Annotated in this window: 10 protein-coding genes; 5 read left to right on the top strand and 5 right to left on the bottom strand. The window is 67.9% G+C overall.

Annotation, left to right across the window (positions count from 1 at the left end; genetic code table 11):
- Positions 1 to 86 precede the first annotated feature (86 nt).
- Positions 87 to 1,001, top strand: a complete 915-nt coding sequence (locus V3596_RS11065) for an alpha/beta fold hydrolase (protein WP_334277786.1) — start codon at positions 87 to 89, stop codon at positions 999 to 1,001.
- Here V3596_RS11065 and recG read toward each other — a convergent pair.
- Positions 991 to 3,132 carry an ATP-dependent DNA helicase RecG gene (gene recG / locus V3596_RS11060; RefSeq protein WP_334277785.1) on the bottom strand — a complete coding sequence of 714 codons (2,142 nt, stop codon included), beginning with the start codon at positions 3,130 to 3,132 and terminating at the stop codon, positions 991 to 993. The genes V3596_RS11065 and recG overlap by 11 nt on opposite strands.
- Positions 3,133 to 3,242: 110 nt before the next feature.
- Here recG and V3596_RS11055 point away from each other — a divergent pair, with 110 nt between their 5' ends.
- The 3 genes from V3596_RS11055 to V3596_RS11045 all read left to right on the top strand — a co-directional run bounded on the left by V3596_RS11055 (position 3,243) and on the right by V3596_RS11045 (position 9,031).
- Positions 3,243 to 5,582, top strand: coding sequence for a YCF48-related protein (locus V3596_RS11055; RefSeq protein ID WP_334277784.1), 2,340 nt, complete (start codon positions 3,243 to 3,245; stop codon positions 5,580 to 5,582).
- Positions 5,583 to 5,651: 69 nt separating this feature from the next.
- Positions 5,652 to 6,704: a tRNA preQ1(34) S-adenosylmethionine ribosyltransferase-isomerase QueA gene (queA, locus tag V3596_RS11050; protein ID WP_334277783.1), complete on the top strand. Its 1,053-nt coding sequence runs from the start codon at positions 5,652 to 5,654 to the stop codon at positions 6,702 to 6,704.
- 20 nt (positions 6,705 to 6,724) lie between these two features.
- Entirely contained in the window at positions 6,725 to 9,031 is a 2,307-nt protein-coding gene (locus V3596_RS11045; protein ID WP_334277782.1) for a hybrid sensor histidine kinase/response regulator, read from the top strand.
- On the opposite strand, the gene V3596_RS11040 is transcribed toward V3596_RS11045, so the two are convergent.
- The 4 genes from V3596_RS11040 to V3596_RS11025 form a co-directional block, all read right to left on the bottom strand.
- Positions 8,995 to 9,588, bottom strand: a complete 594-nt coding sequence (locus V3596_RS11040) for an IMPACT family protein (protein ID WP_334277781.1) — start codon at positions 9,586 to 9,588, stop codon at positions 8,995 to 8,997. The genes V3596_RS11045 and V3596_RS11040 overlap by 37 nt on opposite strands.
- A gap of 20 nt (positions 9,589 to 9,608) precedes the next feature.
- Positions 9,609 to 10,430, bottom strand: a complete 822-nt coding sequence (locus V3596_RS11035) for a substrate-binding periplasmic protein (protein WP_334277779.1) — start codon at positions 10,428 to 10,430, stop codon at positions 9,609 to 9,611.
- Positions 10,431 to 10,640: 210 nt separating this feature from the next.
- Complete coding sequence (locus V3596_RS11030; protein WP_334277778.1) at positions 10,641 to 11,402, bottom strand: substrate-binding periplasmic protein; 762 nt, start codon at positions 11,400 to 11,402, stop codon at positions 10,641 to 10,643.
- A 16-nt stretch (positions 11,403 to 11,418) separates the two neighbouring features.
- Positions 11,419 to 12,216, bottom strand: coding sequence for a substrate-binding periplasmic protein (locus V3596_RS11025; protein WP_334277777.1), 798 nt, complete (start codon positions 12,214 to 12,216; stop codon positions 11,419 to 11,421).
- A gap of 70 nt (positions 12,217 to 12,286) precedes the next feature.
- Between V3596_RS11025 and tgt the strand changes: the two genes are divergently transcribed.
- Positions 12,287 to 13,447, top strand: coding sequence for a tRNA guanosine(34) transglycosylase Tgt (gene tgt, locus V3596_RS11020; protein ID WP_334277776.1), 1,161 nt, complete (start codon positions 12,287 to 12,289; stop codon positions 13,445 to 13,447).
- The last annotated feature ends 7 nt before the right edge of the window (positions 13,448 to 13,454 follow it).

Here is a 13,454-nt window from a genome sequence, read left to right as displayed (position 1 = left end):
GCTTGCCATTCGTCGCAGGCCGGCTGAGCCGCGCCGGCCACGCCGGCACAGTCCGCTCCACTGTCAACCCGCAGGAGGAGAAAAGCATGAAGAAACAACTGACGAGCCGCACCCCTTGGATCGTTCTGGCGATTGCCATTGTTGCCGCGGTGAGCAGCGGTCGCAGCCAGGCAGCCACGCCTGAAGCACCGACCACTGCCTACCGCGACCTGCAGGTCCAGGTGATCGGTACCGGCAAGCCGGTGCTGATGATTCCCGGCCTGAACAGCGCTGCCAGCGTCTGGACCGAGACCTGCGCCACACTGCAACCGCAGGTGCAATGCCACATTGTCCAGCTGCCCGGCTTTGCAGGTGCCAAGCCGGTGCAAAAGGAGCAATGGCTGACGAGCATGCGCGACGAGCTGCTCGCCTACGTCGACGCCAACAAGCTCGACAAGCCGGTGGTCATGGGCCACAGCCTCGGCGGCGCGCTGGCCCTGATGATGGGCAGCGAGGCGCCGCAGCGCTTCGAGCGCCTGGTCGTTGTTGACTCGCTGGCCTTCATCGGCGCGGTGCAGAACCCGGCGGCGACCGAGGCGAGCGTCAAGCCCATGCTGCAGGGCATGCGTCAGCAGATGCTGGCAGCCACCGAGGAGCAGACCGCCATGCAGGTCCGCAGGATGGCGCCCGGCATGACACTCAGCCCGCAAGGCGTCGAGCGAGTCGTCGCCTGGGGCCTCACCAGTGACCGAGCGACCTCGGCCCAGGCCATGACCGAGCTGTGGGGCACGGACCTGCGCCCTGCCCTGAGCAAGATCCAGGTGCCGACCCTGGTGCTGGGTTCCTGGGCTGCCTACAAGCCCATGGGCGCGACACTGGAAAGCACCCGCCAGATCTTCACAACCCAGTACGCCAACCTCAAGGGTGTGGACATCCGCATGAGCGAGGCCGGCTACCACTTCCTGATGTGGGACGACGCCGCCTGGCTGACCGGCGAGGTCAAGCGCTTCATCAAGCTTTGAGGAACTCGGCCTTGCCGCCCAGCCAGCGTTCCACCTGGCGGCGGGCCGCCTCCGGATGCTCATTCAGCAGGCGCGGCGCCATGGCCCGCGCTTCTTTCAGCAGTGGTGCATCTTCCTGGAGATCGGCGAAGCGGAGCAACTCGGCACCGCTTTGCCGTGCGCCCATGAACTCGCCCGGGCCGCGGATGTCCAGGTCGCGACGGGCGATCTCGAAACCGTCATTCGTCTCGGCCATGGCCTTGAGCCGCGACTTGCCGGTGTCCGACAGGGGGCCGGTGTAGAGCAGCACGCAGACGCTGGCCACCGCGCCACGGCCCACGCGGCCGCGCAGCTGGTGCAATTGAGAGAGCCCGAAGCGCTCCGCATGCTCGACAACCATCAGGCTGGCGTTGGGCACGTCCACGCCCACCTCAATCACCGTCGTGGCCACCAGCACCTTCATCTGGTTGCCGCTGAACTGCGCCATCACGGCCGCCTTCTCGGCCGGCGGCATGCGGCCGTGCAGCAAGCCCACGGCATGGCCGGGCAGGGCGGCGCCAAGTTCTGCATGGGTGTCGGTCGCGTTCTTCAGGTCCAGTGCCTCCGATTCCTCGATCAGCGGGCAGACCCAGTAGACCTGCCTGCCTTGCTCCACCGCATCGCGGATCTTGGCGATCACCTCGTCGCGCTTGGCATCACCAAACACCTTGGTGACGATGGGGCTGCGGCCGGGCGGCAGCTCGTCGATGGTGCTCACATCGAGGTCGGCGAAGTAGGTCATCGCCAAGGTGCGCGGTATCGGTGTGGCGCTCATCATCAGCAAGTGAGGCTCGAGACCTGTTGGCCCCCCCGTCGCCTTCGGCGCCGGCCCCCCGAGGGGGTGCTCGACGCCTTGGGGCGGCCCTGCGGCGTCGGCCTGCGCAGCGAGCTTCTTGCGCAAGGCCAGCCGCTGCGCCACGCCAAAGCGATGCTGCTCGTCGATCACGGCCAGGCCCAGCTTCGCGAACTGCACCTTGTCTTCGATCACTGCATGCGTACCGACGACGAGATTCGCCTCACCCGAGGCCACGGCGTCCAGCATCTTCTGCCGCGTCTTGCCCTTCACGCTGCCGGTCAGCCAGGCCACCTGCACGCCCAGGGGTTCCAGCCAGGCGATCAGCTTTCGGAAATGCTGCTCGGCGAGGATCTCGGTCGGTGCCATCAAGGCGCATTGCCAGCCGGCGTCCATGCAGACGGCCGCGGCCAGGGCCGCCACCACGGTCTTGCCCGAACCCACATCGCCCTGCAAGAGCCGGTGCATGGGCTGCGGGCGCGCCAGGTCTTGCGCGATCTCTTCGGCCACGCGCTGCTGGGCGGCTGTGAGCTGAAATGGCAGGTGGCGCAGCAGCTGTTCCTGCAAGCCTTCGCGGCGGCCGCGCAGGGCCGGCGCCTTCAGGTGCGCTCGCTCTCGCTGCGACTTCAGCTGGCTCAGTTGCTGGGCCAGCAGCTCTTCGAACTTGAGCCGCTGCCAGGCCGGATGCGTATGGTCTTCCAGCGTGGCAAGCGGCACGCGCGGCGGCGGGTGATGCAGAAAATTCAGCGCATCGCGCAGTGAAGGCAGATGGGACGGCACGGTTCGCGGTGGCAGCAGCTCCTCCAGCGGCGCACGCTTCAAGGAGGCCTCGATGGCCTTGCGCAGATAGCTTTGCGGCAGGCCGGCGCTGGCCGGGTAGACGGGTGTCAGCGACTGGGCCAGCGGCGTGTGCTCATCCACCGCCTTGATGACCGGATGCACCATTTCGCGACCGAAGAAGCCGCCGCGCAGCTCGCCGCGCACACGCAATCGCTGGCCCTGGGCCATCTGCTTCTGCTGCGAGGGATAGAAGTTCAGGAAGCGCAGGAGCAGCTCGCCGCTCTCATCCTCGATCTTGACCAGCAGCTGGCGCCGGCCGCGCAGCTCGATGCGGCTCTCGATCACCTCGCCTTCGCATTGCACCGTCTCGCCTTCGCGGGCGGCGGCTATGCGCGTGGTCTGCGTTTCATCTTCATAGCGCAGCGGCAGGTGCAAGGCCAGGTCGATGTCGCGCAGGAGCCCGAGCTTGTCCATGGCCTTGCGGGGCGCGGATTTGGGCTTGTTGGCGTTGGCGCTGGCAGTGGGACGGGCCTCGGGCATGGGCGAGATTCTGCCTTGGGCGCACGCCCCAGGCGCCCGAGCTTGCAAGGCACTGCTGGCATCGCGTTAGGATGAAGCCCATAGCCAGAATGGCAGGGAGGAAAGTGAACATGCGTATAGCCAAGACGCGGATCGGTCTTGTCAGTGCACTGATACTGCTGCTGCAGGCATGCGGTGGCGGTGGTTCAAGCGGCGGTGCTGGCAGCCCGGCCGCCACGCCCTTGCCGACCCTGCTGACGATCTCCCTTGCCGGAGCCGAGGCCGACGTCGCCGCCCCGGTGCAGTTCGAGAACAGCGCGGCCGGCCTGACGGGCTTGCGCCATGAATGGAACTTCGGCGACGGCAGCAGCAGCACCGAAGCCCGTCCGGCCCATGGTTTCGCCAAGCCGGGCGACTACGAGGTGCGGCTGCGCATCCTCAATGCCCGCGATGAGGCCAAGACCGTCACGCTGACGGTGGCCGTGAACAACAAGGCCACCGTGCGCGACCAGATCTGCAGCGGCGCCAATCAATCCGGCTGGTGCTTCCAGTCCCCCTTGCCAGCGGGCCACATCGTCACCCAGCCGCAGCTCCTGACGGCCCAGCTGGGCTGGGCCCTGGCCGGCGATCGGCGGCTGATCAAGACCACCGATGGCGGGCGCAGCTGGAAGGTGCAGCCCATTGGCAGCAGCGGCAAGCTCGAGCGCTATGTCTTCACGGACGCCAACCTGGGCTGGGCGCTGGGAACACAGGGGCAGGTCTGGCGCAGTACGGACGGGGGCCAGTCCTGGGCGGCAGGGGCCAATGTGCCCTTCACGCAGCTGGAAAGCGACAAGACGCTGGAAGCCTTTGACACGCAACTGCTGCGTGTCGGCAATGCCGCTGGCGAGCGATTCGCCAGCCTGGATGGTGGAGCCAGCTGGTCGCGGATTTCTTCGCCGGCCTATCTCAGCGTCACGACGGCAGCGGGCCTCGTCTTTGCCCGCACCAGCGAGAACAACATCCTGCGCTCGACCGATCTGGGCTTGAGCTTCAGCGCGCAGGGCAGCCTGCCGCAGGAATGCCCGGGCGATCGGACCGACAGCTTCCTGGCCGATGGCGAATCCACTCTGCTGCTTTCGGGCTGGGCCGACCTGATCTCCGGCCCGTACAGCCACAGCCCGGTGACCGCTTCGCGCTGGTTTTGCCGCAGCACCGATGGGGGCAAGACCTGGCGCGTTGCCGCTGGCAAGGGCCTGCCCGAACGCGACCACATCAGGTACTGGACGCCGGGCCTGTGGTCGGTGGAGGGCGTGCTCTGGTTCGATTGGGGGCAGCTGTACCGCAGCACCGATGGCGGCGAGAACTGGGCGCCGGTCAGCAAGCCGGACCTTGGATCGCTGACGCTCACGGCGCTTGGCGCCTCTGCGGTGATGTTGACGGACGGCCGGATGAGCGTTGACGCGGGCCAGACATGGTCGGCCCTTCCAGGGCGACCGGTCCATTCGGCCAAGCGCCTGGATGCGCAGACCTACCAGCTGATGTCGAGCGGCCGGGCCTATCTCAGCAGCAATGCCGGCCAGATCTGGACACCGCTGTTCGAGCAGCTGGGCGATGGTCAAACGCTGGGGAGCCTGGGTGCTATCGTCTCGACGCCTGCCAATGCCCTGCTGGCCTTCAATGGCGCAGGCTTGCTGCAGAGCTTCAATGCCGGCCAGACCTGGTCGTCACGGGCCATGTTCCCGTTTGGAAACAGCGCCAGCTTGCAGTTCGCCTCGGCCACGCGTGGCTGGCTGATCGCCGGCTACGACGAGCTGTTTCGCACGCTGGACGGTGGCGTGAGCTGGTCGCGCATCTGGTCGGCTTCCTCTGCGGCCGGCCTTCCGCCCTTCAGCTTGCAGGTCTCGGCCCTGCAGTTCTTCGATGAAAGCAATGGCTGGCTGGCGCTGCAGACCAGCGACTTTGCCAGCGCGATCCGGCAATCGCGTGATGGCGGCCAGACCTGGTCAGCGCGACCGGAGCTGCAGTTGGCTGAACCCGCCCTGCTGGGACTGGATGCGGAAACATTGCTGGCCGGCGGTCGCGATGGCGCGATCCATGTCCTGGGCGCCAGCGGCGAGTGGAAGCTGCGCTTCCGGCTCAGTGTCGGCGGCGCTATCAAGCGCCTGGTTCGGCAGGACGCCCAACGGCTGTGGGCGGTGGGCAGCGAGGGCCTGCTGCTGTCCAGCAGCGATGGCGGCCAGAGCTGGAGCAAGCAGGACACCGGCGTGAGCACTGGCTTGAACGACATCCGCTTTGCTGACGACAAGCATGGCTGGATCGTTGGCAATGCCGGCCTCGTGCTGGCCACGCTGGACGGCGGCAAGACCTGGCAGCGCCAGGAGAGCGCCACCAGCGACGACCTGCTGAGCCTGGTTGCGCGGGATGCCAAGACGGTCTGGATCGTCGGCAGCTGGGGCACGGTGCTGGCGACGGGTACGGGTGGCTTCTAGGCGTCATGCAGGTGCATGGGACAATCCTGCCACCACCATTGGTACGGGTCCGTCCGGCCCTCAATCCCCATGTCCCAGCCCCGCGCCTACACGGTTGCCGATTTCGATTTCGAGCTGCCGCCTGAACTGATCGCCCAGCATCCGGCGGCCGAACGCAGCGGCTCGCGCCTGCTCGATGGCCGCGGGGCCGATCCGGTGGATCGAACTTTCCGCGAGCTGCCCAGCCTCTTGAACGCAGGCGATCTGCTGGTCTTCAACGACACCCAGGTCATCAAGGCCCGGCTTTACGGCCACAAGGCCAGCGGTGGCGCGGTCGAGGCGCTGGTCGAGCGAGTGCTGCCAGGAACGCAGGAGGTCTGGGCCCATGTGCGCGCCAGCAAGTCTCCGAAGCCGGGCACCCTGATCCGTTTTGCCGAGGCCTTCGACGCCGAGGTGCTGGGCCGCTGCGGCCCGGACGGCGGCATGTTTCACCTGCGCTTCCCCGCAGATCCCTTCCAGCTGCTCGAAGCGCATGGCCATGTGCCCTTGCCGCCCTATATCGAGCATGAAGATTCGGCCGACGATGTGCGGCGCTATCAGACCGTCTTTGCGCGCGCGCCCGGCGCGGTCGCGGCGCCGACGGCGGCTCTCCATTTCGATGAAGGCGTGCTCGCCGCACTGGCTGCCCGAGGTGTGCAAACCGCCAGCGTCACGCTGCATGTGGGTGCTGGTACTTTCCAGCCGGTGCGCGTCGAGCAGATTGCCGACCACAAGATGCACAGCGAATGGTTCGAGGTGCCGGCCGCCACCGTGGCGGCGATTGCCGCTACCCGCGCCGCTGGCGGCCGCGTGATCTCGGTGGGCACGACCAGCTTGCGCGCGCTCGAGTCCGCCGCGCGCGGCGGCGAGCTCAAGGCCGGCGCCAGCGAAACCGAGATCTTCATCACCCCGGGCTTCCAGTTCCGTGTGGTCGACGGCTTGCTGACCAACTTCCACCTGCCCAAGAGCACCCTGATGATGCTGGTCAGCGCACTGGCCGGCTATGAGCGGGTGCGCTCGCTGTATCGCCATGCGATCGAGCAGCGCTACCGCTTCTTCAGCTATGGCGACGCGATGCTGCTCGAGCGCAGCAGCGGCGGCTGAGCCGGCCCCGGACCATGCCCATGCGCGCCTGGCTGCTCGCTCTGCTGATGTTCCTGGCCCTGCCGGCCTCGGCCCAGCATGAGGCGGTGACGCGCCTGACCCGCGCCGAGTTCGCCACCAGCATCGACGGGCCCTGGCAGACCGTGGCCCTGCCCGACAGCTGGAGCAAGCGCGGACTGGCCTCGGGCAGCCGCGGCGTCTACCGTTTCGAGTTCGAGCTGCAGGCGCGGCCGCAACTGCCCTGGGCCCTGTGGGCCGCGCGCCTGTCCAATGCCCATGAGCTCTGGATCAATGGCCAGCACCTCAGCGGCGACCTGGGCAAGGACGCCCTGCAGCAACGCGGCCGCATGCAGACGCTGTGGATAGGCATTCCGCCGGTGATGCTCAAGCCCGGCGTCAACACGCTGGAGCTGCGCGTGGACAACGGTCCGCGCGCCGGCCTGTCGGTGCTCAACCTGGGCCCGGCGGACGAACTGGCCGGCGAGTTCGAGCGCGCCGAGATGCTGTGGGCCGACCTGCCGCGCTGGCTCAATATCGGCGGCGCCTCGCTGTCGGCCTTCATGCTGCTGATCTGGTGGCGGCGGCGCTCCGAGGTGGCCATCGGCTGTGTCGGCGCGTTGTGGCTGCTGTCTTCGCTGCGCAACTACAGCTACTTCACGCACAACCCGCTGAACAGCCACGTCTTCGTCGACTGGCTCTATTTCAGCTCCTTCGCCGTCTCCACCCTGCTGCTGGGCGAGCTGGCCATGGCCCTGGCCGATCGGCGGCTGATCTGGTGGCGGCGCATGCTGTACGCAACCGCCATCGGCCTCCCGGTGCTGGGCGTGATGCTGATGCCCTGGGGACTGCTGCAATGGATGCGGGGCTGGGCTTTTCCGCTGATGCTGCTGGTGTCGCTGCCGGCGCTTTCGCTGGTGCTCAGGCATGGGCGCGACAAGGGCTGGCAGCAGTACCGGGCGTTCGCGGTGGGCTTGGCCCTGACTCTGGCCGCCGGCGTGCACGACTACCTCTATCACCAGGGGCACACCTCGGTGATGGACCGGTACTGGATGCCGCTGTTCATGCCGGTGGTGCTGTGCCTGTTCGGCTGGGCGCTGATCACCCGCATGATCAACGCCATGGCCGAGGTGCAGAACCTCAATACCGAGCTGGAGCTGCGCGTCGCGCAACGCACGCGCGCGCTCGAGCTGGCCAATGCGGCCAAGACCCGCTTCCTCTCCAGCGCCAGCCATGACCTGCGCCAGCCGGTGGTGGCCATCGGCCTGTCGGTGGGTCTGCTGCGCGAGCAGATCGAGGCGCCGCCGCAGCGCCGCATGCTGGACCAGGTGATCGAGGCCGTCGGCGCGCTGGAGCGGCTCCTGATCGGCCTGCTGGACCTGTCGCGGCTGGACGCCGGCACCACGCGCACGTCGGTGCAGCCGCTGCGCCTGCAGGTGCTGTTCGATGCGATTGCGGTGCACGAGGCCGAGCCCGCGCGCAGCCGCGGACTGCGCCTGCGCTTCCGACCGACTTCGCTGGCCGTGCTGTCCGACCCGGTGCTGCTGGAGCAGATCCTGCGCAACCTGGTCAGCAACGCCTTGCGCTATACCCGTCGCGGCGGCGTGCTGGTGGTGGCACGCAAGCGCCAGGGCGGTGTGCTGCTGCAGGTCTGGGACAGCGGCGTTGGCATTGCGCAGGCCGACCAGGCGGCGATCTTTGAAGAGTTTGTGCAGGTCGACAACCCGGCTCGTCAGCGCCGCCATGACGGCGGCATGGGTCTCGGGCTGGCCATCGTGCGGCGCAGTGTGAACCTGCTGGGCCACAGGCTGAGCCTGGCTTCCAAGCCGGGCCGTGGCAGTTGCTTCAGCCTCTGGCTGCCTTGTGCCGGCCATGTCGAACAGCCGGTAGTGGAAGTTCAGCCCTTGCCGCTGAGCCTCGTGGGCATGCGGGTGCTGCTTGCCGAGGACGATGACGCCGTGCGTGCCACGCTGAAGGCCAGGCTGCAGGCCTGGGGCGCCACCGTGCTGGCCCATGGCTCGGGGCACAGCCTGCTCGCTGCGCTGCCGGGAGACCCCGAGAACGCCGCCCTGTATGCCGACCTCCTGATCAGCGATCAGCGCCTGCCTGACATCCCCGGCGTGACGCTGGTGCAATCGGTGCGCAAGCGCTGCGGTGCCTTGCCGGCCTTGCTGATCACCGGAGACACCGCGCCCGAGCAGCTCGCCCTCTTGCAGGCCAGCGGCGTGCCGGTGCTGCACAAGCCTTTCCGTGCCGAAGCCTTGATGGCGGCGCTGGAGCGCCTGCTGGTGGCTCAGTCCTCGGACCTCAACCAGCCTATCCTGCCCTGAGCGGCCTCGTTGAGCCGGGCCACGAAGGCGGCCGAGGCCGGTTCGGGCAGACTGAGGCTCATCTGCACCTGCGCGCCATGCAGCACCTCGCCGAGCTGCGCCTGGGCCAGCTCGATCTCGCGGCGGACCAGGCCTTCCAGCGCATAGGGCAGGGTGCAGCGCAGCGAGGCCTGCTTCACCAGCGGCACCTTCTCGGCGTGCAGCAGGGCCTGTGCCACCGCGTCGGTGTAGGCGCGCACCAGGCCGCCGGCACCGAGCTTGACCCCGCCCCAATAGCGCACCACGGTGGCCAGCACCAGTTCGAGGTCCTGATGGCGCAAGACCTCCAGCATTGGTCGTCCGGCCGTACCGCCGGGCTCGCCATCATCGTTGGCAGCAGACTGCCCGCCGGCCAGCAAGGCCCAGCAGACGTGGACGGCATTGGGATGCTGCGCACGCAGTTCCGCGACCCTGGCCAGCGCCGCTTCGCGGCCGGCGCAGGCTTGCACGCAGCCGATGAAGCGGCTCTTCTTGATGATCAATTCGCTGTGGGCCGGTCCGGCCAGGCTGAAGGGCATGCGGGCGGGTTCCGGGCGGTTCAGCGTGTGCTGGGGGCGGACTGCAGGCGGGTTGCGCGCGCCAGCTTCGCACCGAGGTGACGGACCAGGATGGCGTCCATGCTGCCGTCGGCCAGCAGCGCGTTCAGGGCGGCATGCAGGCGCTCGCGATCCCGGGCGGCCACGCGCTGCCGCGACACCACCAGGGAGCCCAGCACATCGTCGCCCGGCGCCCAGTCCATCAGCGCCAGGTCGGCCATCTCGCGCTCTGGCAGCAGCAGGTTGATCGGGTGTGCGAGCATCAGGTCGACCCGGCCGGCACGAAAGACGCGCAGTGCCGTGTCGAAATCGGCAGCTTCATGGACACGCCCTTCACTACGGAGTTGCTCCAGCCAGGCGTCGAAGAAGCGGCCGTGCCGGAAACTCTTCACCACCACCACCCGACGCTGGGTGTCGGCCAGGAATGCGGCCGGCGTCGACAGCTGGGACGCGACGCTGCGGCGCATCAGGGCCTGATTGCGGCTGCGCAGGTAGGGCCAAAATTCCGCCAGCTGCTCCCGCTCCGGCGTCGCGACCCCCGAAACCGTGATGTCCAGGTCGCCGCGCGACAGCCTCTCCCAGATGCGGGCGCGCGAATTCAATTCGGGCAGCAGCTCGCAGCCGCTGCGCCGGGCCAGCTGCTCGATCAGGTCGGTATCGATGCCCCGCGCCTGTCCCTGGTCGTCGCGGTAGAAGAAGCGTCCGAACTCGTAGAACGAGACATGGTAGGGGCCGCAAGGGGTGGTTTCGGCCATCGCAGCCGGCCACGCCATGGCGGCCAGCGTCCAGGCAATCGCAAGGCGGACCAGGGCATCGAAGCGCATTTTTTTGTTCTCGAGTAGCGGCGCACCGCCGGAGCCTGCGGGTCGCGCCGGGGGCCAACGATCCCCGGGCGGAGAGTTTACGCAGAGGGCCGGGCTGCGACAACGGCCCCAGCATGCTGAAGCTCGACCTGCCAAGGACCGAAGGCCGCGTTGAAGATCAGTTCGCCAGGGACCGCATCGGCCAGGCAGGAGCGCAAGGCGAGGCTGTGTCTATGCCCCGCCGGTCGGCAGGCCATATGCGCGCTTGAGCTTGTCGATCGCGCCGTTGCGGCGCAGCTGCTCCAGCGCCTTCTGCAAGGGCTCGGCCTGCCCGAGGTCGGCATCCAGGTGCAGGCCAAAGCTGTAGTCGGCCGATGCGTCGAGCACGGCCACTTCCTTGACGCGCTCCGGCAGCTCCTGCAGCTGCCCGAGTTGCCAGTAGAGGTTGAGGTCGCCTATCACCAGCAGGTCCATGCGGCCGGCCAGCAGCTTGCGGACGCTGGCGTCATAGCTTGGCGAAACCTCCAGCTCCTTGCCGGGCTTCAGGCCCTCGGCCAGCAGCTGTTCCAGCGTGGCCGTACCGGCCGTGGCGCCGAGCTTCAGGCCTTCGAGCTGCTGCAGGCCCTTGAAACGGATGTCGGCTCGCTGGCTGAGGCTGTAGATGGCAACGCGGCGCGGCAGCACCGGCCCGACCCAGCGGAAACGGTTCTCGCGCTCGGGCAGCCGGGCCAGCGGGAAAAGAAGGCTTGCGGGCGTTTCCAGAAATGACTTCTCGGCACGCAGCCGGGGTTGCAGTGCCAGCGCGAGGTCCATGCCGGCGTGCTCGGCCATGCGCTGCAAGAGTTCGACCATCAAGCCGGCCGGCCGGCCGTCCTGCTCGAAGCTCAGGGGCGGCAGGGCATGGCCAAAAGCCTGCAGCGGCGTGCGGGCTGCCAGGGCGGGCAGGGGCAGGGCGGCAGCGGCGAGGGCCAGCAAGGGTCGGCGGCGCAGCATGGCTCCCTTCCTGGCCTCAGCGTCGCGGCTCGGCATCGCTCAGCCGCAAGGCATGTGCCAGTTTGTCGCCCAGGTGGCGGCGCATGATGGCATCCAGGCTGCCGTCGAGGCGCATGGCCTGCAGCGCCTCGCGCAAGCGCGCCCGGTCCACCTCATTGACCCGCTCGCGCGACATGGCGAAGGCCCCCACCACCCGTTCGGTCGGCGCCCAGATGGCGGCCTCGTAGCTGTTGAAATCGGGGTCCTGCTGGCGCACGAGGGCCAGGCTGGTGACGCCGATCAGCAGCGCATCGGCCCGGCCCGCCTTGAAGGCCCTGATGGCGGTGGGCTGGTCTGGCGCCTCGACGATGCGCCCGCGCTCGCGCAACTGCGCCAGCAAGGCCTCCATCTGCGGGCCGTCGCGGGAGGCGCGCACCGTCAGCAGGTTTCGCTTGGCATCCATCAGAAATGCCTCGGAAGTGGTGGGCACGCTGCGGTTCTGCAGCAGCACCACGCGGCGCGACTGCAGATAGGGCACCAGCTCGACCAGCCGCTCCCGCTCGGGCGTGATGAGGGCCGAGACGGTGATGTCCAGGCCTCCGGACTCCAACAGCGCCCAGGTGCGCGCGCGCGACTCCAGCACGGTGTTGAAGCGGCAGCCGCTGCGTTTGGCCAGTTCCTCGACGACGTCCTTGTCGATGCCGCGGTACTGGCCGTCGGCATCGCGGTGGTAGAGGGAGGCGTACTCGTAGAAAGCCAGGCGATAGGGGCCGCAGGCATGGGCAATGGCAGGCAGCACGAACAGCAGGAGGCTGGCCAGGAAGGAGCGCCGCATGAATTTCAAGGAATACCGCATTGCGGGCCAGTGTAGGTGTGCAGGCCGGGCTGCGACAATCAGCCCCATCATGCTGAAGTTCGACCTGCTCAAGACCGAAGGCCGCGCCCGCCGCGGCACGCTCACCCTCAACCACGGCGTCGTGCAGACGCCGATCTTCATGCCGGTGGGCACCTATGGCACGGTCAAGGGCGTGATGCCCCGCTCGCTGGAAGAAATGGGCGCCCAGATCATCCTGGGCAACACCTTCCACCTGTGGATGCGCCCCGGGCTGGACATCATGGGTCAGTTCGGCGGCCTGCACAGGTTCGAGAGCTGGGACAAACCCATCCTCACCGACAGCGGCGGCTTCCAGGTCTGGAGCCTCGGCGACATGCGCAAGATCAGCGAGGAGGGCGTCAAGTTCGCTTCGCCGGTCAATGGCGACAAGCTCTTCCTGACGCCCGAGATCTCGATGCAGATCCAGACCGTGCTCAACAGCGACATCGTCATGCAGTTCGACGAATGCACGCCTTACGAGAGCAAGGGCAAGCTGACGACGGAGCGCGAAGCCCGTGCCTCGATGGAGATGAGCCTGCGCTGGGCCAAGCGCTGCCAGGACGAATTCACCAAGTTGCAGAACCCTAACGCGCTGTTCGGCATCGTGCAGGGCGGCATGTTCGAGAACCTGCGCGACCATTCCCTGGCCGGCCTGGCCGCGCTGGACCTGCCCGGCTATGCCATCGGCGGCCTGTCGGTGGGTGAACCCAAGGAAGACATGCTGCGCGTGCTGGACCACATCGGCCACCAGCTGCCCGCGAACAAGCCGCGCTACCTGATGGGCGTGGGCACACCGGAAGACCTGGTGGAAGGCGTGCGTCAGGGCATCGACATGTTCGACTGCGTGATGCCCACCCGCAATGCCCGCAACGGCCATCTGTTCACCCGCTTCGGCGACCTGCGCCTGCGCAATGCCCGATACAAGACCGACGAGCGGCCGGTGGATGAGACCTGCAGCTGCTACTGCTGCAAAGGCTCGACAACGCCCGACGGCCGGACGTCAGGCGGCTTCAGCCGCGCCTACCTGCACCACCTCGACCGCTGCGGCGAGATGCTCGGCCCCATGCTCACCAGCATCCACAACCTGCACTACTACCTCAACCTGATGAAGGAGCAGCGCGAGGCGCTGGATGCAGGCAGGTATGAAGCCTGGCGCCAGCAGTTCCTGGCGGACCGTGCGCGCGGGGTGTAAACCGGCA

The sequence above is a fragment of the Roseateles microcysteis genome, from assembly GCF_036880965.1.
Lineage (GTDB): Bacteria > Pseudomonadota > Gammaproteobacteria > Burkholderiales > Burkholderiaceae_C > JAUASW01.
Note: the sequence above shows the minus strand (reverse complement) of the source record. Positions and strands in the feature narration are given on the sequence as shown.